This is a genomic window from Paraperibacillus marinus, from assembly GCF_046237605.1.
Classification (GTDB): Bacteria; Bacillota; Bacilli; order Bacillales; family DSM-1321; genus Paraperibacillus; species Paraperibacillus marinus.
Map to the genome: position 1 here is coordinate 914,307 of NZ_CP143542.1, position 22,689 is coordinate 936,995.

The 22,689-nt window shown below is 46.3% G+C and carries 20 protein-coding genes; 14 read left to right on the forward strand and 6 right to left on the reverse strand.

Going from position 1 to position 22,689, the window contains the following annotated elements:
• Nucleotides 1-51: 51 nt before the first annotated feature.
• Nucleotides 52-768: a pseudouridine synthase gene (locus V1498_RS04705; protein ID WP_409299145.1), complete on the forward strand. Its 717-nt coding sequence runs from the start codon at nt 52-54 to the stop codon at nt 766-768.
• A gap of 87 nt (nt 769-855) precedes the next feature.
• On the opposite strand, the gene V1498_RS04710 is transcribed toward V1498_RS04705, so the two are convergent.
• Nucleotides 856-1,077 (reverse strand): DeoR family transcriptional regulator, encoded by a 222-nt coding sequence (locus V1498_RS04710; protein ID WP_409289901.1) that lies wholly within the window; start codon nt 1,075-1,077, stop codon nt 856-858.
• Between the two features lie 388 nt (nt 1,078-1,465).
• Here V1498_RS04710 and pepV point away from each other — a divergent pair, with 388 nt between their 5' ends.
• Nucleotides 1,466-2,872 carry a dipeptidase PepV gene (gene pepV / locus V1498_RS04715; protein ID WP_409297134.1) on the forward strand — a complete coding sequence of 469 codons (1,407 nt, stop codon included), beginning with the start codon at nt 1,466-1,468 and terminating at the stop codon, nt 2,870-2,872.
• A 54-nt stretch (nt 2,873-2,926) separates the two neighbouring features.
• Here pepV and V1498_RS04720 read toward each other — a convergent pair whose 3' ends face one another.
• On the reverse strand, nt 2,927-5,227 hold the full coding sequence (locus tag V1498_RS04720; RefSeq protein ID WP_409297135.1) for a YhgE/Pip family protein: 2,301 nt from the start codon (nt 5,225-5,227) through the stop codon (nt 2,927-2,929).
• 315 nt (nt 5,228-5,542) lie between these two features.
• Between V1498_RS04720 and thpR the strand changes: the two genes are divergently transcribed.
• The 5 genes from thpR to V1498_RS04745 all read left to right on the forward strand — a co-directional run bounded on the left by thpR (nt 5,543) and on the right by V1498_RS04745 (nt 11,214).
• Nucleotides 5,543-6,067 carry an RNA 2',3'-cyclic phosphodiesterase gene (thpR, locus tag V1498_RS04725; RefSeq protein ID WP_409297137.1) on the forward strand — a complete coding sequence of 175 codons (525 nt, stop codon included), beginning with the start codon at nt 5,543-5,545 and terminating at the stop codon, nt 6,065-6,067.
• 32 nt (nt 6,068-6,099) lie between these two features.
• Nucleotides 6,100-7,074, forward strand: coding sequence for an NERD domain-containing protein (locus V1498_RS04730; protein ID WP_409297139.1), 975 nt, complete (start codon nt 6,100-6,102; stop codon nt 7,072-7,074).
• Nucleotides 7,049-8,008 carry a diacylglycerol/lipid kinase family protein gene (locus V1498_RS04735; RefSeq protein WP_409297140.1) on the forward strand — a complete coding sequence of 320 codons (960 nt, stop codon included), beginning with the start codon at nt 7,049-7,051 and terminating at the stop codon, nt 8,006-8,008. The genes V1498_RS04730 and V1498_RS04735 overlap by 26 nt, the downstream gene beginning before the upstream one ends.
• A 13-nt stretch (nt 8,009-8,021) precedes the next feature.
• Complete coding sequence (pulA, locus tag V1498_RS04740) at nt 8,022-10,160, forward strand: type I pullulanase (RefSeq protein ID WP_409297142.1); 2,139 nt, start codon at nt 8,022-8,024, stop codon at nt 10,158-10,160.
• Between the two features lie 274 nt (nt 10,161-10,434).
• The gene (locus V1498_RS04745) at nt 10,435-11,214 is read left to right on the forward strand and encodes a phosphotransferase (protein WP_409297143.1); all 780 of its coding nucleotides are present in this window, start codon (nt 10,435-10,437) and stop codon (nt 11,212-11,214) included.
• Here the strand turns inward: V1498_RS04745 and V1498_RS04750 are convergent.
• A complete protein-coding gene (locus V1498_RS04750; RefSeq protein ID WP_409293421.1) occupies nt 11,211-11,489 on the reverse strand; it encodes a YtzH-like family protein in 279 nt (92 codons plus the stop codon). The genes V1498_RS04745 and V1498_RS04750 overlap by 4 nt on opposite strands.
• Before the next feature lie 172 nt (nt 11,490-11,661).
• Here V1498_RS04750 and trmB point away from each other — a divergent pair, with 172 nt between their 5' ends.
• Both trmB and V1498_RS04760 read left to right on the forward strand, forming a co-directional pair.
• Nucleotides 11,662-12,303, forward strand: a complete 642-nt coding sequence (gene trmB / locus V1498_RS04755; RefSeq protein WP_409297144.1) for a tRNA (guanosine(46)-N7)-methyltransferase TrmB — start codon at nt 11,662-11,664, stop codon at nt 12,301-12,303.
• A 591-nt stretch (nt 12,304-12,894) separates the two neighbouring features.
• On the forward strand, nt 12,895-13,743 hold the full coding sequence (locus V1498_RS04760) for a YtnP family quorum-quenching lactonase (protein WP_409297146.1): 849 nt from the start codon (nt 12,895-12,897) through the stop codon (nt 13,741-13,743).
• Nucleotides 13,744-13,784: 41 nt separating this feature from the next.
• Here V1498_RS04760 and V1498_RS04765 read toward each other — a convergent pair whose 3' ends face one another.
• Nucleotides 13,785-14,093 (reverse strand): hypothetical protein, encoded by a 309-nt coding sequence (locus V1498_RS04765; protein ID WP_409289877.1) that lies wholly within the window; start codon nt 14,091-14,093, stop codon nt 13,785-13,787.
• Nucleotides 14,094-14,247: 154 nt separating this feature from the next.
• On the opposite strand from V1498_RS04765, the gene V1498_RS04770 reads away from it, so the two are divergent.
• Nucleotides 14,248-15,321 (forward strand): M42 family metallopeptidase, encoded by a 1,074-nt coding sequence (locus tag V1498_RS04770; protein WP_409297147.1) that lies wholly within the window; start codon nt 14,248-14,250, stop codon nt 15,319-15,321.
• A 23-nt stretch (nt 15,322-15,344) separates the two neighbouring features.
• The gene (locus V1498_RS04775) at nt 15,345-15,866 is read left to right on the forward strand and encodes a DUF84 family protein (RefSeq protein ID WP_409299146.1); all 522 of its coding nucleotides are present in this window, start codon (nt 15,345-15,347) and stop codon (nt 15,864-15,866) included.
• Between the two features lie 116 nt (nt 15,867-15,982).
• Here V1498_RS04775 and V1498_RS04780 read toward each other — a convergent pair whose 3' ends face one another.
• Both V1498_RS04780 and V1498_RS04785 read right to left on the reverse strand, forming a co-directional pair.
• Entirely contained in the window at nt 15,983-16,684 is a 702-nt protein-coding gene (locus V1498_RS04780) for a methyl-accepting chemotaxis protein (RefSeq protein ID WP_409299148.1), read from the reverse strand.
• Nucleotides 16,570-18,045 carry a HAMP domain-containing protein gene (locus tag V1498_RS04785; RefSeq protein ID WP_409297149.1) on the reverse strand — a complete coding sequence of 492 codons (1,476 nt, stop codon included), beginning with the start codon at nt 18,043-18,045 and terminating at the stop codon, nt 16,570-16,572. The genes V1498_RS04780 and V1498_RS04785 overlap by 115 nt, the downstream gene beginning before the upstream one ends.
• Before the next feature lie 185 nt (nt 18,046-18,230).
• Between V1498_RS04785 and V1498_RS04790 the strand changes: the two genes are divergently transcribed.
• The 3 genes from V1498_RS04790 to V1498_RS04800 all read left to right on the forward strand — a co-directional run bounded on the left by V1498_RS04790 (nt 18,231) and on the right by V1498_RS04800 (nt 22,409).
• Complete coding sequence (locus V1498_RS04790) at nt 18,231-18,542, forward strand: thioredoxin family protein (RefSeq protein WP_409289873.1); 312 nt, start codon at nt 18,231-18,233, stop codon at nt 18,540-18,542.
• A gap of 32 nt (nt 18,543-18,574) precedes the next feature.
• The gene (locus V1498_RS04795; protein WP_409297151.1) at nt 18,575-19,393 is read left to right on the forward strand and encodes a DUF1444 domain-containing protein; all 819 of its coding nucleotides are present in this window, start codon (nt 18,575-18,577) and stop codon (nt 19,391-19,393) included.
• 433 nt (nt 19,394-19,826) lie between these two features.
• Nucleotides 19,827-22,409, forward strand: coding sequence for a DNA translocase FtsK (locus V1498_RS04800; RefSeq protein ID WP_409297153.1), 2,583 nt, complete (start codon nt 19,827-19,829; stop codon nt 22,407-22,409).
• Nucleotides 22,410-22,689: the final 280 nt, after the last annotated feature.

Sequence of the window (22,689 nt, forward strand, 5' to 3'; positions counted from 1 at the left end):
AGCCGGGCCTTTTTTTAAACGGCAGAAACAGAAAGGAATTGAATGAACGGTATGAGAATTGATAAACTGCTGGCAAATATGGGCTACGGCACCCGGAGTGAAGTGAAAAAGCTTTTGAAAGCCGGAATTGTAAAAGTAAATGATGTTCCTGTTAAGGATGCTAAACAGCATGTAAATCCAGAGGCTGACCTGGTGACGGTAAGCGGTGAAACTGTCCAGTACAGGGAATTCATCTATCTGATGATGAATAAGCCCCAGGGCCTGCTGTCAGCGACGGAGGATGCAGTCCAGGAAACTGTCATTGATCTGCTTGAACCCGAAGATGCCGTTTTTGAACCGTTTCCGGTCGGCAGACTGGACAAGGATACGGAGGGCTTCCTACTTTTGACGAACGACGGGCAGCTTGCCCATCAGCTGCTGTCGCCAAAGATGCATGTGGATAAGGTATACTTTGCCGTGATCGAAGGCGAAGTCATAGAAGATGACATTGAAGCCTTCAGGGCAGGAGTTCTCCTCGAGGATGGATATATGACAAAGCCGGGCGACTTAAGGATACTAAAAGCAGGCGCGATGTCCGATGTGGAAGTTGTCATATCGGAAGGGAAGTATCATCAAATCAAGCGGATGTTCGCGGCCAGGGGGAAAAGGGTGGTTTTCCTGAAGCGCATATCCATGGGTCCCCTGAAGCTTGACGAAGAGCTGGAGCTCGGACAGTATCGTGAGCTCACAGAAGAGGAGCTAGCCCTGCTTAGACGGCGCTCTGAATAAATGAAAAAAGGCCGCGGCAGCTGTCCGGCCTTTTCAAATGGGAAAAGGCAGTGCACATGCACTGCCTTTAATGGTTTTAGCAGATTACTAAGAGGTTAGTTTCACTTTTTTAGCTGTGGCAGTCCATAATCCTCTGCTCGGGCTTTTCACAAGCTCGTTGTAAGCAAGGACATTCAGGTCCCTTTGGATGGTCCGCGGAGTGATGCCGAATTCTTCTACAAGTTCTTGAGTTGAGACTGTACCGTTGCTCCTGATAAATACATACATGGATTTGATACGTGTTAACATCCGATTTGTTGAAGGTTTCAAAATAAACCACTCCTAATCACAGATTCTAAAGCGGAATGCCGAAAGAAATTCATACTATAATATGAGTCTTTCAGGCCAGCCTTATGCAAGTAATTTATTAATCCCCGGGTGCCTGGCATGGGATATATGCTGCACCTCTATTGTAACGAAAGAGACCGCGTCCGGCTACCTAATCGGCAGGAATTAACAAAATATTAACTTTATTACTTATATCACTAATTTGTATGGCTTAAACTTTGTAAAATATGCTAGAAAATTCAGTAGCTGGCAATGCTTCAGAATACAGGGAAATGTGCCGCCGTTTATCCTGGATCGATGTAATGCTATACTGGCTATAGAATATGCTGCATACATCAGGCGTCCATATTAATTTCAGGGGTGATACATAATGGAACAAGTAAATTGGAAAAAGGAAGCTGAAGAACGGAAAGAGAGCCTGATTGATGATACAAGACGGCTCCTGGCCATCCGCAGTGTACTGCCGGAAGATGAGGAAGGGACTCCGGAAGCTCCATTTGGAGAGGGTATCCAGGAAGCCCTGGAGTTTATGCTGGAATTAGGGCGAAAAGACGGCTTCACCGTGAAAAACGTCGATAATTACGCCGGCCACATTGAGATGGGGGAGGGCGAGGAGATCGTGGGCATCCTCTGTCATCTGGATGTTGTTCCAGAGGGGGACGGCTGGACTTCCGACCCTTTTGCGGGAGAAATCCGTGACGGGAAAATATATGCCAGGGGAGCCATTGATGATAAAGGGCCGACCATGACAGCCTATTATGCCATGAAAATCGTAAAAGACCTTGGTCTGCCGCTTAATAAGCGCGTGCGGATGATCCTTGGTACAGATGAAGAGACACAATGGCGCTGTGTAGAGCATTATTTTAAGAAAGAAGAAATGCCAAGCCTTGGCTTTGCACCGGATGCTGACTTTCCGATCATCTATGCAGAAAAGGGTATCTGGGATCTGAACCTGCAATTAAAGCCAGGAGAAGACACGGGCGGACCTGTGGAAGTCCTTGAATTCTCGTCAGGCAGGCGCCTTAACATGGTCCCGGATTATGCAGTGGCGAAAGTACAGGCTGAGGATTTAGAGGCACTGAAGCAGGAGTTTCATACATTCCTTCAAAAGCATGAGTTAAAGGGAATGGCAAAGGACGGGGCGGGAAGCCTTGTTCTTGAAATTGAGGGCGTCTCTGCACATGGTGCGGAGCCTGACAACGGTGTCAATGCCGGCCTTTTCCTGGCAGCTTTCTTATCTGGAAGGGTGTCTGGGGAGGCAAAAAAATTCTTCATGTTCCTTCACGATCATTTCTTTGGTGACTCCAGGGGCAGAAAATTAGAGCTGGCTTATTCAGACGACATCACCGGTGATTTAACCATCAATGTCGGGACGATGAGATATTCACAGGAAAAAGGCGGACAAATCGGTTTGAATTTCCGCTATCCGGTCACATATGATTATGAGGCAGGTATGTCGGCGCTTCAGTCAGAGGCTGAGAAGCAAGGCTTTCAGCTTAAGACGATTACCCACAATGAATCCCATCATGTGGATGAAAACAGCTTTTTGATCCAGACCTTGAAGAAAATATATGAAGAGGAAACCGGGGAAGAAGCGACTTTAATTGCAATCGGCGGCGGCACATACGCCAGGTCCCTTGAGCAGGGAGTTGCTTTCGGCCCATTATTCCCTGGTAAAGAAGAGCGTGCGCATCAGTTCGATGAATATATTGAAATTGAAGATATGATCAAGGCTGCAGTTATATATGCAAAGGCGATCTATAAGCTTGCACAGTGAAAGCAGGTTCTGGAATAGAAAAAGGATGACAGCATATGCTGTCATCCTTTTTATTTACGCGTTTTGTTCTATTAAGTGGGAGCCCCGCTTAAAGGTCCAAGTGAAGAATAGTGCTGTCAGCAGTGCTGCTGCACCGAAGAAAGCGGAGAGAATGGCCGCGTTATGCCACATGAAATCAAAATCACCAGTTGAGATAATCGATCTGAATCCTGCTACAGCATAAGTCATCGGCAAGAACTGTGCTGCCTTTTGGAGAATGGATGGCACAAGTTCAATTGGATACGTACCTGCACTGCTGATCAGCTGCAGAACCAATATGAGGATCGCTAGGAATCGTCCTGGATTATCCAGTGAAGTAACAAGGAATTGGACAATGGCCAGGAAAGTCCAGCTTGTGAGGATACTGAGCATGATGAATAATGGAATGCTCTGAACCTTAAGGCCAAGAAGCCCAAGTAGTGCAATATCTGCAAGCAGTGCCTGACCCATCCCCACAAGGAGCAGGACGGCTGCTTTTCCGCCGAACCAGCTGAGTCCGCTGGCCGGCATGACTGCCGGTTTACGAAGCGGATAGATGACCGACACAACCAGGGAACCTACAAAAAGACTGAGAGGCAGGAAGTAAGGTGCAAAGCCTGTACCATAGTTAGGAACATGGTGGAGCTGAGTTTCCTTGACCTGGACCGGTTTGGCAAACATATTGTACACTCCATCGTTTGCCTTGACCTTTTCCGTCTCCCGAGAACCATCATTTAATTTACCCTGTAATTCCTGTGCACCTGCAGAAAGCTTATCCATACCATTTACAAGATTTTCGGATCCTCCATTCAGCTGGCCGATTCCCTTCAGCAAGGATGATCCGCCATCGGAGAGTTTTGTCATGCCTTTAACTAACTCGTTAGAACCGCCCGACAGATTTTCCAGACCGCCGGACAATTGGCCGGCACCCTCCGCAAGCCGCTCTGTTCCATCCTTGAGCTGCTCAGAGCCAGCGGCAAGCCTTATCATGGCAGCTGATAGATTTTTGCCGCCGGCCTCGAGACTGCCGGCTCCATCCTCAGCTTCCTCAATTTTTTTCCCGAAAGCAGCCAGGGCTTCTGAAATCCGGCTCTGACCTTCGTCAGCCCTGCCGGCACCAGTAGCCAGTCTGTCTGCGCCGCTCCCTATTTCACGGGCTCCCGCAGACAGACTGTTTAGACCCTGGTCAACAGCACTGCTGCCAGCTGCTAATTTCTCAACCTGGGCATTGATTTTATCAAGCTTTGCTTTCTCTGCAGGGTCTGTACTCTGTTTCGATAGAGCTTCAATCTGTGCCTGGAGTTCATTCAAGCCGCCCGTAACCTGTTTGGAGCCTTCTGCTGTCTGATCAGCACCTTTTTTCCACTCTGCAGTGCTTGATGCCAGCTTATCTGCTCCTGCCGAAATGGATTGTGTGCCTTCCTGGACTTTTTTAGAGGCATCCAGCAATTGTGATTGACCTGCTTTCATTTTGGTAAAGCCGCCGTTCAGGGAAGTGAGTCCTTTAGAAAGATCAGCAGCACCCGCAGATGCCTTTTCCAGTCCATTTGTGAAGATAAGAGACCTTTCAGCAAGCGTTTTTAAGTTTTCTGTAACGGTATCTGTTCCATCCTTAACCTGGGAAATGCCGCCATTAAGCTGTTTAGAGCCTGAAAGGGCAGTATTGATCCCGCTCTGCAGGCTGCCTGCCCCCGTTTTGACTGAATTCAAGCCTTTGTCAATTTTGTCAGCGCCAATTTTGGCTGAATCAATGCCTTTATGGAGCTCCCCAGCCCCGCTGCCAGCATCCTTCAGTCCTTTAGACACATCCTTTATATTTGTAAACATGGCTTCTGCATAGGTTTTAGTGACTTCACCGGATATTTCTTCTTTTAATTTCTCTATGGCAGAGTCACCGATCTTTGAAGTTAAATAATTCGCTCCTTCATTCGGAGTATAAATCAATTCCAGATTTTTGGGATGTTCCGATTGAAGGGTAGCGGCATTTTTTGAAAAGTCCTGCGGAATCACGATTTTTAGATAATAGTTTTGGTTCTGCAGTCCGCGTTCTGCCTGCTCAGGGCTGACAAAATGCCAGTCAAAGGTTTTCTTTTCCTTCAATTTATCTACCAGATCGTCACCAATCTCAAGCTGCCTGCCCTCATAGACCGCACCTTTATCCTGATTGACCACGGCTACTGGCAGATGGTCTACACGGCCATAAGGATCCCAGAAGGCCCATAGATAGGATCCAGCGTAAATCAAGGGGATGAAGAGAATCCCGATGATGGCAATCAGAAGTTTCTTTGTTTTAAAAATGTTAAGAAATTCACCTTTTACCGAATTGAGCAATTTCAATACGCTCGTCTCCTTTCACGTCGGTTAGTATATTTGACTATTTTGTCCAAATGGTCAATTTAATTTAAAAAAAGAGGATTTTTAAAAATCCGGCTGATGCTTATTTATTTTTGACTAAACGGTTGAATCAGTCATTTCATACTTGTGTAATATATCATATCCCTCTTCACTTAACAACATTTTTAATAAACGGGAAACAGGACTTTTGCTAAAATGGGTACATTAATGTATATAGGTGAATTAACAGAAATTAATGATAAAATCTAAGGTAGACAGGGAGATGTTCATATCGCTCACTCAAATTATTTTTATGCCGTGAAGCTGCCTGAGGCAGCTAAGCAATATATTCAGGATCAATTAAAAAAATCAGATGGGCAGCTTCAATTTAAAAAATGGGTTCATCCGGCCGATTATCATATTACACTGGCTTTCCTGGGGAAAGCAGATGAACCGAAATTAGAAGCAAGCGTCAAGAGGGCAGCGGATATCGCCCGCAGCAGGAAGCCGTTCGAACTGATTCTGGATGGAATGGGAACATTCGGTCCTGTTTCTGCCCCAAGAATTCTGTGGGCAGGAGTAAAAGCAGTGCCTGAATTGTTTGAACTGCAGCAGGCCGTTTACTCAGCCTGCGAAGAATCAGGCTTCAGCCTCGATAAAAAGCCGTTTAAACCGCATATCACCACGGCCCGCAAATTTGCGGGCGATGAGAAGTTCTCTAAAGAAAATCTGCCGCTGTTAGGTGAATTCATCTTTACAGCGGACCGCTTTACCCTATACAAAACAAATATGGGTCAAAGTCCAAGTTATGAGACAGTATATGACTTTGCCTTAATACAATGAAATAAAAGGGATGTACAAAAGGAGAAAATCAGATGGGACAGCTCATTAAGCTTCAGGATTACGTATCGAGGTATGAACAGGATATATATCGGTACCCGGCACAATTCGTGAGATTAAAAACACAGCAGTGGCAAAAGTTAAAGACCGCTTTTGAATCTGGTGAGCCCGCCGGGGACATGGCAGAAAACGTGCATGTTCATCCTTCCGAGGAGAAGGGAATGCTTGAACGGGTGAAAAGTATATTCAAGAGAAACGTCAAGGAAGAGGAAGAGCAAGAGGAAGAAGCGCCTGTTAATGAGGAGGAATCAGCAGAACTTGAGCTGATGATGCCGCATGCTGCCAGAAGCATCGACGAGTTAAAGAGGAACTTCCTCAATCAGATATTTAAGTTCCAGCTCAAGTGGGCAAGTTCGACACTGCAGGAAAAGTCAGCAGTCGATCAAATTTTTTATTTTGATGAAAAACTGAAATTTTTCCTGCAGCGTTTCCCTGATACATGCCTGGTGCTGTACAAGCCTGTATTTCAGCTGCAGCAGGCGCCTGTCGAGCTGGACATCATCCTGGTATCACCTGTTGAAATATGGTGCATAACGATTCTTGAAGGCGAGGAAGACGCAGCCTTTCTTCCAATGAAAGGGCGCTTCTGGATAAAGAGGGCTCCAAAGAAGGAAGAAAAAAAGCTATTGAATCCTCAGCTTTCCGTCAATAGGACAGCGGCAGTGGTGAACAGGCTCCTGACTGCAAACCAGATAGATCTGCCAATAAAGAAGGCAATCCTGACACGAAATGGCTACATTGATTCCCCATCGCCGCCCGCGGACATCCACTTTGTTGATAAAAGAAGCTTTGAGAACTGGTTTGTCCGTATCAGGGGAATCAAGACCCCGCTTAAACATGTGCAGCTCAAGTCAGCACAAATACTGCTCGATCACTGCCGGACTTCCTATTATTCAAGGCTGGACATAGAAGGGGTGAAATTCGATGGAGCCAGTGGAGAGGATATATAACAAAGGAGAACCTCTTCATTTCATCGTCAACCCTAAGGCGGGGAATGGGAGGGCGCTGGTTTTTTGGAATAAGCTTGAGAGGGAGCTTCGAAAGCGGCGTTTCACGTACAGGCGTTACTTTACCGAGGGGCCGGGCCATGCCAGGCAGATTGCTGCAGAGATATGCCTGGCAGCAAACGGCAGGATCACAATTGCTGCGATAGGCGGTGACGGCACTGTACATGAAGTGGTTAATGGGACTGAAGGATTTCCGGATGTGAGGGTGGCTGCGGCGGCCGCCGGCTCTGCAAATGATTTTGCCAGGGGATTTTCTGCTCCTTCATCTCTTCAGGAAATCCTTAAGCTTTTTGCCCATCTGGATGCGCCCGTCAGAGCCGTAGATTTAGCCGAATGTACGTCAGGTGGAATACGGACTCTTTTTGTGAATTCTGCGGGCATAGGGATAGATGCTGAGATTGCGCTGGAAGCGGGACGCTCACGCTTGAAAAAGGTATTTAATAAATTGGGGCTGGGCGGCCTTGTGTATATCCTCATATTCTTAAAGAAACTATTCACCTATAAACGTCCAGAAATGACGGTCCATGTAGATGAAGCTTCCTATACATATACGAATGTATGGTTCATTGCCGCAGCGAATCAGCCATATTTTGGCGGCGGTATAAAAATTGCCCCTCATGCGGTTCCTGATGATGGTGAGTTAAATATGATAATAGTGCATACGATTTCGCCAATTAAATTGTTATTTGTGTTTTTATCCGTTTACTGGGGCGGACATTTAGGAATAAAGAACGTAGAGAGCTTGACCTTTACGGATGCAATGATCACAGCAGATTCCGATACGGCCGTGCAGGCGGACGGCGAATGGGCTGGTTTCGGCTCGTGCAGGATCAGTATCTCAAAAGAGAGACTTACCATCATTCCTAGAATTGGCTGAGGAGGCACAGCACGTGGAAAATAGCAGACCGTTTTTGGCATATCTTGATGCGGAAGACCTGGTAACGATTTTGGTCCCGCATGGCGGCAATAAGATGAAGGCCGGCACCTTTTATTTAACAGCGGAGAATGAAGACCGCATAGAGCTGTCAGTAAAAGAGACCCTGCAGCTGGAAGAGCAGGAGAAATATGTATGCAAACCGGCTTCTGAAGTCCATATTGGCACCCAATATGATGTCTGGGATAGTGAGGGCCATCATGCGAAGCTTCAGGCTGGCGCCATAATAAGAACCGAAAAATTCGATGAGATGTTTTATTACAGCGGGGAAGACCTGGGCGCGGGGTATACCATGGATAAAACAGTCTTTAAAGTATGGGCGCCTACCGCTGCAGACGTGAAGGTGATGATATATGAGGAGGATGGCCGGCCATTTCAGGAAGAGCCCTGTGTCAGGGGTGATAAAGGGGTCTGGATCAGTGAGGTTCCAGGAAACCTTGAAGGACTGCACTATAAATATAAAGTTCTCATAAATGATAAATGGGAAGAAGCGGTCGATCCCTATGCCAAGGCGGTCGGGTTGAATGGGAAGAGCGGTGTAATCGTTGATTTATCCAAGACAGCGGTAAAGCGGCCAGAAATGGCCCCGTTCCCGAACGCAACGGATGCCATTATTTATGAAGCGCATATACGTGATTTCTCCATTCACCCCGACAGCGGAATCACACGTAAGGGCACCTACAGGGGATTTGGTGAAGGAGGCACAATCTCAGCTTCCGGTAAGAAAACCGGTCTGGATTACATTGAAGAACTCGGTATAACCCATGTGGAGCTGCAGCCCTTCAATGACTTTGAAGGGATCAGTGAGACAGAGCCTCTAAAAGAGTACAATTGGGGCTATAATCCGCTTCATTTCAACGCTCCGGAAGGCAGCTTCAGCTCAGACCCGGAAGATCCTTATGCCAGGATCAAAGAGCTGAAGGAAATGATAGCCGCCCTCCAGGAGAGAAATATCAGGGTGATCATGGATGTCGTATATAATCATGTGTATGAAAGAGAAACCTCTCAATTTGAGAAATTAGTGCCCGGCTATTATTTCAGGCATGACGAATTCGGCCAGCCTTCCAATGGCACTGGAGTTGGAAATGATTTTGCCTCGGAAAGAAAGATGGCCCGGAAATTCATATTGGATTCAGTCAAATACTGGCTGAAGGAATATGGTATCAATGGATTTCGTTTTGACTTAATGGGGATACTCGATGTCGAGACAATGAACGAGGTAAGACGGGCTGCCCATGATCATGATGAGAGCACGATTATACTCGGTGAAGGATGGGATCTGAATACTCCGCTTCATCCAGGGGCCAAGGCAACCCTGAAAAACTCAGGCAAAATGCCCCGGATTGCCCATTTTAATGATTGGTTCCGTGATACGGTCAAGGGCAGCACTTTCAATATTTATGACAGGGGCTTTATCCTTGGCAGCACAGGCAAGACAGAGGCATTGGCCCAGCTGATAAGGGCAAGCATCAATATGGGGAAGGATTCTCCAGGCTTATTTAATGAACCAGATCAGACAATCAATTATATTGAATCTCATGATAACCATACTTTATGGGATAAGCTTTCCCTATGCAGTCCAGAAGAAAGTGCTGATGTGCGCATGAGCAGGCATAGGCTGGGCACGGCTATTGTGCTCTTGTCACAGGGAATTCCTTTTCTACACAGCGGGCAGGAATTTTACAGGACGAAGAATAATGTCGAAAACAGCTATAAATCCCCAGATCAAATCAATTGGCTCGACTGGAGCCGGAGGGACCGATTCCAGGAAAATGTAGAATATGTAAAAGGATTGATTGCAATCCGGAAAAAATATCCGGCTTTCCGGCTTTCCTCCGCATCCGAAATACAAAATCACTGCTCCATTTTATACAGGGATGCCCATACCTTGATATACTGCCTGGACGATTCGGATTCAAAGGCGGTTGTCGTTTTATATAATGGAGACGAAGAGAAAGAGATATCGGCGGATATGGCCGGAGAATGGAATTTGCTTTCAGATGGCATCCAAGCAGGACTTGAACCAATCGAAAAGCTGGACGGATTATCTTTTACAGCAGCGCCGCTCAGGGCGTATGTATTCATCCAGCAATAAAATCCTTCATACACTTGACGGGAAAACCCTTTTTCAACTAAAATTTAAAAAGATGGCTATTTGTAGCTGTCTTTTTTTACTATTGTATAATTTAGTGCGACAAAGCGGCGCCAAGCAGTGCCAGAACATGACTGGGAAGAGCTGTATACTGATAAACTTAATAGAACGCTAAATATAGAATGTTTGTCATTGGCTTAGAACAATGAAGATTTTGCTCATAAAATCAGGGTTTTTCTGGAAATCCTGTTAATCCGTAAAATTGAAGGTGAACCATTTGGAATATTTATTAGGCCGGGATTGGGAGATATCCCCAGCCGGAGGAGCTACAGGAGAAGCCTTCATAGCTAAGAATAATGACCAAAAGCTGTTTCTGAAAAGAAACTCTTCTCCATTCCTTGCCGTTCTTTCAGCAGAAGGCATCGTACCGAAGCTCGTCTGGACAAAAAGGCTGGAAAATGGGGATGTCATTACGGCACAGCACTGGCTGAACAGCAGAGAACTTAAACCTGATGAAATGAATCAAGAAAATGTAGCTAAACTGTTATGTAAAATCCATCAGTCCCACCCGCTATTAAATATGCTGAAGAGAATGGGTAAAATTCCTTTAAAACCGGAGATTCTTTTGGGAGAAATCAAGGCGGGGCTTGCTCCGTCGCTGGCAGAAGATAAGATCATCCGCCAGGCCCTGGAGTTCCTTGAGAGCAAGGTGGGGCTTGTTACATGTGATGATTGGGTGGTCTGCCATTCAGATGTGAACCATAACAACTGGCTGCTCACACAGGATGACAAATTATATCTGATCGATTGGGACGGCGCCATGATTGCCGATCCCGCGATTGACCTCGGGATGCTCCTATACTGGTACATCCCGAAGCATGGCTGGGCAGAATGGCTGGAGCTTTATGGGATGGAATTATCCCCTGAACTGGAATTAAGGATGAAGTGGTATGTGGTCTGTCAGACGATATTATCCATACAGTGGCATTTATCCAAGGAGCGTTTTGAAGAAAGCAGCTATTGGCATGAATCGCTTGAAAGCTTCCTTCTTTGCTAGGATAATTCCCCTATTTCCTCCACCCACTGCGCAATCTGATTTTGATGGGACAGGATATGGCTGTCCAGATCAAGTGAAGATCTGCCGCCCTGGCTGTACCGATATATTTCCTCTAATATACTTTTTACATTTGAATTCACATCTGTGTTTACCATGAGTGATTTGATCAGCCGCTCGAGCTGTTCGCATTCTGCGGCAGAACCGCAGGCATCAGCCTGATGGCTGTTCAGGATATCTGTCAACAATGTAACCTGGTGTTCGTAAGACAGCGGCATAATAGCACGGCCTTTCTGTGGGGATATAGTGACCTGCACTTATTAGAATACCTGGTTGCCCCCGCTTTTATACTTCTGCCGGGTTAAAGGCTGACTCTGTCTGCAGCCTTTTTTTGTTTAATTATCATGCTTGCAGCGTAAGCTGAAGAAAAATAAGGAGTGTAACAAATCAATGCGTACTCGCCATAAGCCATGGGCAAAAGAAAAGCTGGATTCATACCCGCAATATGTCATCGGTGAAGGAACCCGGCACCGGGGGGAATGGGACAAAGTTTTCGGAAACGACAATCCCCTGCATATTGAAGTCGGCACCGGTAAAGGAAGCTTCATAACAGGGATGGCCAAAGCCAATCCGCATATCAACTATATCGGTATCGAGCTCTCGCCGAGCGTCATCATTACGGCTCTTGACCGGATTATCGAGGAAGAACTGCCAAATGTGAAATTGATGAATGAAAACGCAGGCGACCTTGAACAATTTTTCGCCAAAGGAGATGTGGACAGGGTATACCTGAACTTTTCCGACCCTTGGCCCAAAACGCGTCATGAAAAAAGACGCCTGACATTCAAGACCTTCCTCAGCGTATATGAAAACATTATGCTGAACGGGGGAGAAATCCATTTTAAAACGGATAACCAGGGCTTGTTCGAATATTCCCTATCAAGTCTGTCCCAATATGGCATGACTCTCCTGGATGTACGACTCGACCTTCACAACAGCAGCTTTGAAGGAAATGTCATGACTGAATATGAAAAGAAATTCTCCGAAAAAGGCAGCCGGATTTATCGTCTGGAAGCCAAATTCAATAACTGATGCCCTGCCCCTGCCTGATGATTGGCGGGGTTTTTTTTGCGGTCATCCCCCGGGTTTCTGGTGCATGGGCGGGTTCTGTCTGACCCGCGCTGTGGATTCAGTGTGGAAAAGTACGCTGGGAAATAGCCAGAGTGTGCCGCTTGGTGTGAAGGCAGTGTATGGGGCGTGAAGGGCATTTTGGAGCTTGTACAGAGTTGAAAAGTCCTTCATCGGGGGTATGAGGGACATTTTGGGACGGGAACAGAGTTGAAAAGTTCTTCATCGGGGGTATGAAGGACATTTTGGAACGGGAATAGAGATGAAAAGTCCTTCATCGGGGATATGAAGGACATTTTGGAGCGGGAATAGAGTTGAAAAGTCCTTCATCGGGGGTATGAAGGACATTTTGAAGCGGGAATAGAGATGAAAAGTCCTTCATCAGGGGTATGAAGGACATTTTGGGACGGGAACAGAGTTGAAAAGTTCTTCACCGGGGGTATGAAGGTCATTTTGCGGAGGAGCGGAGTTAAATAGTCCTTCCTCATTTGATTCAAAGCTCAGGCTTCCACACCCGCCTTTGCAAATGCTAAACTAAAAGCAGGAGGGGTTAATGTGGAGATATTAAAAGCAGCGGGCTTTACCTTGACTTGGCTTGATGGTGGAGTCACCTATCTGGATGGAGGGGCCATGTTTGGCGTAGTCCCCAAGGCGTTATGGGAGAAAAAGTATGAGGTGAATGAGAAGAACCAGATTGAGCTCAGGACTGATCCAATCCTGGTGCAGAAGGATGGGAAAAACATCCTGATTGAGAGCGGTATAGGAAGAGGCAGGCTGACTGAGAAGCAGAAAAAGAATTACGGAGTAGCACAGGAATCGAATCTTACTGAATCCCTGGCCGAACTTGGCCTTCGGGAAGAGGATATTGATATGATTCTCCTGACACATATGCATTTTGACCATGCCTGCGGGTTGACCAGGGAAGAAGACGGCGAGTGGAAATCCATCTTCAAACAAGCGGAAATTTTCACTTCGGAAGTGGAATGGAATGAAATACGCGAACCAAATATCAGATCCAGGAATACATATTGGAAAGAAAACTGGGAACCCATTCAGTCACAGGTGAAAACGTTTACAGACGAAATGGAGATTCTGCCGGGCCTTAGGATGGTCCATACAGGAGGCCATAGTGACGGTCATTCCATCCTGATTTTTGAGGATGGAAAAGAGACGATTGTCCATATGGCAGATTTAATGCCTACCCACGCACACTCCAATGTACTATGGGTGCTGGCCTATGATGATTATCCGATGACTTCCATCAGTCAAAAGCAGAAATGGATGGAATATGGGCTCGGCAGGGGTGCCTGGTTCACTTTTTACCATGATGCTGTATATCGTTCAGTAAAATGGGATACATCCGGGAAGGAAATGGTTTCAGATATCAAAAGAGAAAAGATATAAGCAGAGTAAGGGCAGCCCATATATTATGGACTGCCCTTTTTTCAATGGGAAATCAAGTTAAGGATGGTTCCGGTCTTTGAATCGGCTATGAATTCATATTGTTCATTCATGTCCCCGGAAACTTTTGTGATGCCGCCTCTGTATACGGTATAAGGGATGCTGTGGTGTTCATAGGCTTCTGGCTTCATGATGATCCAGGAACCCTGTATTCGGCCGTCTTTTTTCAGGACGGATTTCACATGGGAAAGTATTGTTTCCGGCGGTGTGTCAGCGGACTGCCGGGCCATTTTTGCACCGTAGCCTGCAGCGAATCCGGCTAAGGCCCCTAACGCAAAGGATTTCCAATTCAAATGTATCCACCTCTTTTTAATATCTTATTGTCAATGTGGTTATAGTATAGCAGGAATTATTAGGTTTTTGCCTGTACGAGGTGCAATTGTGGTAAGAGTTCGTATTTATCTATAAAATTAAAATGCTGATTAAATGCCGGAAGGGGCTGTTAATATGAACCAGGAAACGCTGGATTTATTTAAAACTTTGACTGAACTGCCGGGTGCACCCGGAAATGAATATTTAGTAAGAAACTTTATGAGGAGCGAGCTTGAAAAATACTCAGATGAGATTGTCCAGGATAAGCTGGGGAGTATTTTCGGCGTGAAAAAAGGAGAAAGCGGCCCGGTTGTGATGGTAGCGGGACATATGGATGAAGTCGGGTTCATGGTCACAGGAATCACTGACAATGGGATGATCAGGTTCCATCCGCTGGGTGGATGGTGGAGTCAGGTGCTCCTGGCGCAGCGTGTCCAGGTTATCACTAAAAATGGTCCGGTCATCGGAGTGATTGGTTCCATTCCTCCCCATCTGCTGTCAGAAGCCCAGAGGAAGTCACCGATGGATATGAAACATATGCTCATAGATATCGGTGCCGACAACAGGGAAGACGCCAAGGCTATCGGCATTATGCCGGGGCAGCAGATTGTTCCGGACTGTACGTTTACTCCGCTTGCAAACAAAAAGAAAATCATGGCCAAAGCTTGGGACAACCGCTATGGATGCGGACTCGCCATTGAACTTATGAAAGAACTGCAGAATGAAAGCCTTCCTAATACTCTGTATTCCGGTGCAACGGTACAGGAGGAAGTGGGGCTGAGAGGGGCACAGACTGCAGCTGCACTCGTCAAGCCTGATATTTTTTATGCGCTTGATGCAAGTCCGGCAAATGATATGTCAGGCAATAAGCATGAATTTGGCCAGCTGGGACAGGGAGCGCTGCTCCGGATTCTGGATCGCACGATGGTGATGCACAGGGGAATGAGGGAATTTATCATCCAGACGGCAGAGGATAATAAGATTCCTTATCAATATTTTGTTGCACCAGCCGGAGGAACGGATGCCGGCAGCATCCACCTGTCAGGTGAAGGCGTGCCAAGCGCCGTCATCGGCATCTGTTCAAGGTATATCCATACATCAGCAGCCATCATGCATGTTGACGATTATGCAGCAGCAAAGGAACTAATAGTCAAGCTGGTAAAAAGCACGGACAAAACATTGGTTGAAACCATTCATCAAAATGTCTGATTGGAAGGGTTGATAATATGATGATAAAAGCAGCGATCGGAAGTCATAATCCTGCCAAAGTCGGAGCAGTCCGGGACGCGCTTGGTTCGATGGGAGCGGAAGTGAGGCCTGTGGATGTACCATCAGGAGTTTCGGAACAGCCTTTTACAGATGAAGAAACGATCCAGGGGGCAATAAACCGTGCCCTGGGGGCGCTTGAGACATCAGGAGCAGATATCGGCTTCGGGCTGGAAGGGGGTGTCGTGCAGACTGAACGAGGTGTGTATGTCTGCAACTGGGGCGCTCTTGTGACAAATGAAAATGAAGTGATGATTGCAGGTGGCGCAAGAATTCCGCTTCCAAAAGAGGTGGCAGACCGGCTTTTGGCAGGCGGGGAGCTCGGGCCGGTCATGGAAGATTTTACGAAAAAAAAGGAAATACGAAAGAGCGAAGGGGCCATCGGGGTATTTACCAATGGGCGGATCAAAAGGAATCAAATGTTTGCCCATATAGTTGAAATGCTGCTTGGGCAGTGGGAATATGCCGAGGCTGAAAAGGACCGCTGAACATCCCCAGTTTAACCGGTTGATTGGAAGCGGAAATCAACTGTCTTGGTCAATAGTATGAGAAAACGTCCTATATCAAAAAGGCTGCGGAAATGGCTCCGCAGCCTTTTTACATCCTATTCAGCAGGGCTTGTTCTTTTCCTCTTTAAGCTGAAACGGCTTCTTCGAGCGGAAGACGCTTCCTGCTCAGATTTCTGTAATGGGCTCTTCAACTGGAACTGCGAAACAACGTCCTGTAGTCCGGATGCAATGACACTGAGCTCCCCGGCCGCTTCATTCACCTGGGAAATGGCAAGGAGCTGGGTTTCACTCGCGGCGCTTACCTGCTGGGAGGAGGCGGCTGACTGTTCGGAGATCTGGTGGACAGCTCCCATGCGTTCGGTCAGCAAAGAATTGGCATGCTGTACACCTATAATCGAATTTTCGACCGCATGAATTTTCTCACTGATTGAGGAAACGCTTGATACGATATTTTCAAAAGCGCTTTTCGTCTGATTAACCGACTGGCTTTGTTTCTCTTTGTAATCGTTGAATTTTTTCGCTTCTTCCATCAGCTTCGACATCTGGTGGTTCATGCTTGTGATCAGTGTCTGTATATTTGCGGCTTCAGACTTTGAACGTTCTGCAAGCTTCCTGACCTCATCGGCAACAACCGCAAAGCTTCTTCCGGCAACCCCGGCCCTGGCGGATTCAATTGTGGCATTCAGTGCAAGGAGGTTGGTGTTATCAGCGATTTCCTGGATGGTTCCAACGATGCCTGATATTTCACGGGATTGAAGAGAAGCTTGTTCAACCTGACCGGCCAGATGGCCGGCCAGCTCCATAAAGCTGCTTGAAACGGATTCGAGTGACTCAATGACCACAAGGCCTGACTGCCCTCCTTTTCGGTTCTCTTTGCTTCATATGCTATCGTCCGCGCAGCATTTTCCGAATCGTCTATCGAAAGAGCGGCATCCATGATGACCCGGTTGCTTTCCTCAAGCTTTGCAGTCTGGATGCTGGCACCGGCGGCCACCTGCCGGATGGCTTCATTCACTTCCCCGGATTGTGCGGATGTTTCTTCAGAAATGGCTGCAAGGCTTTGTGACGAAGAGTGGAGCCGTTCAGCTGACACCATGACACTGGTAAGGGAAGCATACACTTTTTCTGCCATGATGTTAAACGTATCAGCGAGGTCTCCCATTTCATCATCCGCTATTTTTTGGACGCGGGCTGTCAGGTCTCCATGCCCTATTTTTTCAGCGCCGCGTTTCAATGAGGCAATGGAACGGCTGATGGCTCTTATTAAATATAATCCCGCCATCAGCAGGGCTGTGGTCAGAATGATCGTGATGAGAAGGGAAGCTGAAAAGATGATGCGGGATTGGCGGGCTATACTGTCGCCAAGCTCACTCTCAGCAGCCGTAACCTTTTTATCCACTTCATAGGCAGCATTTTCTACCGAAGTCCCAGCCTTATTAAAAGATTCAACATAGTCCTCCGTTATGAAATAATTGGCCATCATAACTTTGGTGGATCCATAAAACCGTTCAAATAAAGAAAGGAGAATTTTCTTTTGTTCGGGTTTTAATTCAGAAGAACTGACAGTCTGTTCAAAATTGCTTGAAAGTGTCAGGAACTTCTTATAGGCTTCTTCATCTTTGGTTATCAGGAACTGCTTTTCAAACAGGGTGATTTCTGAAAACTGCTTGGACAGGGCTTCGCTTTTATTTTCAGCGAAGAATGCCATGATGTTTTTTTCTGCACCGGAAATTTTGCCCTTTAATCCTTCACTGGGGTTGTAGCCGATCTCCTGGTACATGTTAATCAGGATGAGAAATTGGGTGCGGTATTTGCTTGCGGATTTTTCAATTTTTTTAAAAAGAGCCGCTATATCTGGATGATCGGTATACTCCTTTGCCAGGTCACGGGCTTTTGTCCGGACCTGAAGATTGTTTCTGACTGCCATCTCGGAAGTAATCGACATAGGCTCACGAAGATATTGCTGTTCGAATTTCCTGGTTACTGCCATATTATATTTGATGTCCTTGCTGGCATTGACCGCCTTGTTCAGCCGGAGCTGCTTATTCCCTGCAGAATTTTGAAGTATGTTGGAAATAATATTGAAGGTTCCGAGCAGGATGGCACTGCTTATGGCAATAATAAGCATAAATCGGACTTTGGCCCTTATTGTTTTCATGTGACGTCTCCTTCTTTAGGCATAATATACTATTATTTCCTAATTTATAGTATTTTCTGACAATTCTCAACCCATTTCTCAGTTTTTAGCTTGATAAGCTTTTTTATAGTCTTAGTTTCAGGGGTCTGTTATTATCAGGCTGTATAAGCCAATTTATATTAGTAAACAGTGAAGGAGTTTTATATATGAAAAAGTTAGAATCGGCTGAGCAATTCAACTCATTAAAAGAGAATGGAAAAACCATTTTTTTATTTTCAGCAGATTGGTGTCCGGATTGCAGGTTCATCGATCCTTTCATGCCGGAGGTTGAAGCAGAGTACAAGGATTTTACGTTTGTTTATGTAGACAGAGATCAATTTATTGAAATATGTGCTGACAATTCTATATACGGAATTCCGAGTTTCCTCGCATTTGAGGATGGACGCGAGACAGGAAGGTTTGTCAGCAAGGACAGAAAAACCAGGGAAGAAATCGAGAGCTTCATACAGGGACTTTGACGACAAAGAAGAGTAGATGAGGAGGTGGCACGATGAAAATGACAGCTGCCAAATTAAAGAATATCCTGGTGGAAAAGCTTCAGGGCCCTGGCCGGACATTCCATTTTGACCGGGAGAAAGAATCGCTCAGGATTGTTAATGACAGTTCGGGAAAGGGAATCACCATTGAGCTGTCCGGAATTCTGGCAAAATGGGAAACGAGAAAAGATAAGGCCATTGAAGAAGTGGTCTATTATGTGGATGAGGGCCTTTCCGTAATGGGGGGGAGCCAAAGCCTTGAAGGCAATGAAAAGAAAATCCTTCCAGTTATCCGCTCTGCCTCTTTTCCGGCAGAAACAAGGGAAGGTGTGTCTTTCTTTTATGATGAACATACAGCAGAAACAAGGATTTACTATGCTCTTGATCTTGGTACAACATACCGTTTGATTGATGACGAATTGATACAAAGGGAAGGGTGGGAAAAGGGGAGGATCCGTGAAATCGCCCGCTTTAATGTAAGATCCCTGCCTGTCACACTGAAGGAAGACACCGTAGCAGGAAATGTCTTTTATTTCTTGAACACAAATGATGGTTACGATGCGAGCAGGATACTCAACACTTCCTGGCTTGACAGTCTGAAGTCCAGTGTGGAAGGTACGATGGCTCTTGCCGTGCCGCACCAGGATGTCATCATCATCGGAGATATCCGGAACCACACCGGCTATGATGTGCTCGCCCAGATGGCCATGAGCTTTTTTGCCTCGGGCAATGTGCCGGTTACTGCTTTATCCTTCTTATATGAAGATGGAGAGCTGGAGCCGGTTTTCATCCTGGGCAAAAATCGCTCCAAAGAAGAAGACCAAGAAAAATGATGTCCGAAAAACCGCTGCCGCGGTTTTTTTTGCTTGTTACGGAAAAAAATGATATTTCCTTTTTACAAAACCTGATATAATTACTTGTTACACTTATTATGTTACTAAGCTTTTGAATAGTAGCTTGGACGCAGGAACCTGGCCAAACACTTCCGAAAATATGTAAGGCGGGGATATTTCTTGTAAAAAGTCGAGTCTTTAAGCTCAGTTTGAAGAGCGGTAACTCAGGGAACAAAATGTAGTCAGGCCATATAGAGGGATACATTAGACTAATCTTGCGGTTTTTACTTCCTTCTTTATGAATACCTGTTAAACTAGAGTGAAGAATTCAAGTTTCACATGATGGTTACCCCTTCGGAGATCAAGGAGGTACATACCCCGAAGGCTTTAAACATGCCACAGGATAAGTAAAAAAATAGAAAGAGTGATTTCATTGAAATGGCTAATGAAAAAGATTTCTAATCTCTTTCATCAGGAAGAAGAAATTATTGAAGTTGAAGAAATTATAGTGGATGAATCCATAGAGGAAGAAGAGCTGCAGCGTAAAATTGAACAGGCTAAGGCAAAGGTCTTTCAATCGGGTAAACCATCCAAATTGCAGGAACCCATCATTGAAGATCTATCTAAAGAGCTGGATGACTATAAACCCATCACCCCGATTATCGGCCAGTCTGGCCGGAACAGGCGGGATGTCGATGCCAGGATTTCTTATCAATATCCGAAGGGACAATTCCGCTTCCCGGTTATCTCGGATGATGAACTGGTTCATAACAGAAGGGTGCGGAATGAGAAGGCAGGCAGACAAAGCAGTCAGCCTGCCATGAGACCTAAAGCAGCGGAAGTCCGTGAACGCAGCGTAAAGCAGGAAAAAGCGGCCAAGGTTCCTTATCAGGAAACGAAAAAGCGGCCATTCAGGCCGACTGAAATTCCTTCGCCCATCTATGGCTTCAAGCAGAGACCAGCTATTTTAACAGACAGCCTGAATCCTCCGGCAGAGGCAGATATCGCAGCCGGGTTGATGGAAGGACTGGAAAACCTGCCATTGACAGCTGAACCTGCTTCTGAGATGCCAATGCTTGAAAAAAATGAACCGCAGGAAGTAAAGACTGAAGAAGTTCCGGAAGTGGAATTCACCGCTCCTGAGCTTGAAGACTATACGGAGGCAGCGCCTCTCTTAAAGTTCCACCACGAACAAGGAGCCGAACGATTCCCGGAGGAAGAGTCCTCATTACCTGAAGAACGGGCAGATTTTGAGGAACAGGAAGAACAGGTCCTGCCTGTTCAGGAGATTCCAGAACATGTTATCTCCATGCCGGAAACTGAACTTAATATGGACACGGCTTCCCAGGAAGCTGCAGAACCAACAGAGTATGTGACTGAACCGCAAGGGGAGATCGCGGCGGACGAGCCATCATCTGTGATGCCTGCCAAGAAGGCTAAGACGATTCCTTTCAATGTTGTGATGCTTAAACAGGATAAAAAAAAACTTCATTCCAAACCGGCGGCCTCCGCGGTAAGTCATAGCAAGGTGCTTCCCATTGCGGCAGCATCCGAACAGAGGATGGAAGAGGCTGAAGAACCAGGGCAGACTCATTATGAGTTCCCCTCAATCAATCTGCTTACCCCGCCTGTCCAGTCGGAAAGCGACCGCGAGTGGCTTGTGGAGCAGTCTGAAATTTTAAACGAAACACTCCTGAATTTCAATGTCCGTGCAAAAGTTGTGAATATCGCGCAGGGCCCGTCTGTAACAAGATTTGAAGTGCAGCCCGAGCCAGGGGTGAAGGTAAATAAAGTAACCAATTTATCTGATGACATTAAACTCAGCATGGCCGCAAAAGATATCAGGATTGAAGCTCCCATTCCAGGAAAGCATACGATTGGCATTGAAATACCGAACCGCAAAAGCAAGCCCGTATTTCTGAGGGAGGTGCTCGGGAGCCCGGCTTTCAAGGACGATCCTTCCCCGCTTTCGGTTGCGCTTGGGCTCGATATATCAGGCGGACCGGTGGTTACCGATTTAAGGAAAATGCCGCATGGCTTGATCGCCGGTGCTACGGGTTCAGGGAAAAGCGTGTGCATCAATACGATGCTGGTAAGTTTATTGTATAAATCTACGCCGCAGGAATTGAAGCTGCTGCTGATCGATCCGAAAATGGTCGAACTCGCGCCTTATAATCATATACCGCATCTGGTCAGCCCGGTCATCACAGATGTGAAGGCGGCGACCGCTGCCCTTAAATGGGCTGTCGAGGAAATGGAACGAAGGTATGAGCTTTTTGCCCATGGAGGCGTAAGGGATATAAACCGTTATAACGAAAAGTGCGCACAGGCTGGGCAATACTCCCAGAAGCTTCCGCTCCTGCTGATTATCATCGATGAGCTGGCTGATTTGATGATGGCCGCTCCTGCAGATGTCGAAGAGGCAATCTGCCGCATTGCCCAAAAGGCCCGTGCCTGCGGAATACACCTGATATTGGCAACACAGCGTCCGTCAGTGGATGTCATCACAGGGCTGATCAAAGCGAATATACCGACAAGGATTGCCTTCTCTGTTTCTTCACAGATTGATTCCCGTACCATCATAGATGCGGGTGGTGCAGAAAAACTGCTTGGCAGGGGGGATATGCTGTTTGCTGAGAACGGATCCTCCAAAACAGTCAGGATCCAGGGAACATTCGTGACTGACGATGAAATCGATCAAGTCGTTCAGCATGTTAAGGAACAGCAGGGTCCGCAATATTTATTCCATCAGGATGAATTGATGAAGAAGACACAGCTGAATGATGAAACGGATGATCTTTTTTATGAAGCCTGTGAATTTGTTGTGATCCAGAGCACTGCATCGGCATCAAGCCTGCAGCGAAGATTCCATATTGGCTACAACAGGGCTGCAAGGCTCATTGAAATGATGGAGGATAGAGGAATCATTTCCGAAGCAAGGGGAAGCAAGCCGAGGGATGTCCTGATTTCCGAGGAAGAACTGGATTATATTCAGAATGCGGGTACCATGGTGTAGATCATGGTATCCTTTCTATTATGCATGCTTCAAAGCCTATGACTCATCGGCTGCAGGGGCGTGTGCAGAACATCCGCGGGGAAAATGTATATAATGGTGTTACATAATTTATGATTCATGCTCATGGATTCTTTTTCATGATTTTTGATAGCAGTTGACTTAAAATGACTATACTACTATTATAATTTAGGTTCCTTTCTGAATCATTAGTGATTGTTTTACCCTTTTTATGGCTCATGCTGCTCTTAAATGTTATAATTAACAAGCTGTTTAAAATTAG

Coding starts and splice junctions, on each gene's coding strand:
- V1498_RS04730 (WP_409297139.1), top strand. CDS start 6,100: ATGGGACAGCTCATTAAGCTTCAGGATTACGTATCGAGGTATGAACAG.
- V1498_RS04790 (WP_409289873.1), top strand. CDS start 18,231: ATGAAAAAGTTAGAATCGGCTGAGCAATTCAACTCATTAAAAGAGAAT.
- V1498_RS04705 (WP_409299145.1), top strand. CDS start 52: ATGAGAATTGATAAACTGCTGGCAAATATGGGCTACGGCACCCGGAGT.
- pepV (WP_409297134.1), top strand. CDS start 1,466: ATGGAACAAGTAAATTGGAAAAAGGAAGCTGAAGAACGGAAAGAGAGC.
- V1498_RS04785 (WP_409297149.1), bottom strand. CDS start 18,045: ATGAAAACAATAAGGGCCAAAGTCCGATTTATGCTTATTATTGCCATA.
- V1498_RS04735 (WP_409297140.1), top strand. CDS start 7,049: ATGGAGCCAGTGGAGAGGATATATAACAAAGGAGAACCTCTTCATTTC.
- V1498_RS04770 (WP_409297147.1), top strand. CDS start 14,248: ATGAACCAGGAAACGCTGGATTTATTTAAAACTTTGACTGAACTGCCG.
- V1498_RS04750 (WP_409293421.1), bottom strand. CDS start 11,489: ATGCCGCTGTCTTACGAACACCAGGTTACATTGTTGACAGATATCCTG.
- V1498_RS04795 (WP_409297151.1), top strand. CDS start 18,575: ATGAAAATGACAGCTGCCAAATTAAAGAATATCCTGGTGGAAAAGCTT.
- trmB (WP_409297144.1), top strand. CDS start 11,662: ATGCGTACTCGCCATAAGCCATGGGCAAAAGAAAAGCTGGATTCATAC.